Below are 764 nucleotides of genomic sequence, written 5' to 3'. Positions count from 1 at the left end.
TCGATGGGCGAGGTCGCGCCGGCCGGGATGTTCCGCTTCGCGGACGTGATGGCGCGCGGCCGCGATTCGCTCGACGTCGCGGCGCTCGATGCGACCGGCGCGACGCTCTCGGCGACCGACCCGATCAACATCCAGTTCACGAGCGGCACGACCGGCAGCCCGAAGGGCGCGACGCTCACGCATCGCAACGTCGTCAACAATGCGCGTTTCATCGCGATGGCGATGCGCTTCACCGAGCAGGATTCGCTGTGCATTCCGGTGCCGCTGTATCACTGCTTCGGGATGGTGCTGGCGGTGCTCGCGTGTGTGTCGACGGGTGCGGCGATGGTGTTCCCCGGCGAGGCGTTCGATCCGGTCGCGACGCTCGCGGCGGTGGCCGACGAACGCTGCACCGCGCTGCACGGCGTGCCGACGATGTTCATCGCGGAGCTCGATCATCCGGCGTTCCCGAAATTCGACCTGTCGACGCTGCGCACCGGCATCATGGCCGGCTCGCCGTGTCCGATCGAGACGATGAAGCGCGTGGTGTCGCAGATGCATCTGTCGGAAATCACGATCGCGTACGGGATGACGGAGACGAGCCCTGTGTCGTTCCAGAGCTCGACCGACGATCCGCTGGAGAAGCGCACGACGACGGTCGGGCGCATCCAGCCGCACCTGGAAGTGAAGGTCGTCGATCCGAACGGCGATATCGTGCCGGTCGGTGCGACGGGCGAGCTGTGCACGAAGGGCTATTCGGTGATGCTCGGCTACTGGGACGACGA

At 66.6% G+C, this 764-nt stretch carries 1 protein-coding gene; it reads left to right on the top strand.

The features are described 5' to 3' along the window. On the top strand, positions 1 to 764 hold a 764-nt coding region (locus DIE13_RS32555; RefSeq protein ID WP_148094102.1), incomplete at both ends, for an AMP-binding protein.

It is taken from the genome of Burkholderia sp. Bp9016, assembly GCF_003857765.1.
GTDB lineage: Bacteria > Pseudomonadota > Gammaproteobacteria > Burkholderiales > Burkholderiaceae > Burkholderia.
This window is presented reverse-complemented; position numbering and strand designations above follow the sequence as displayed.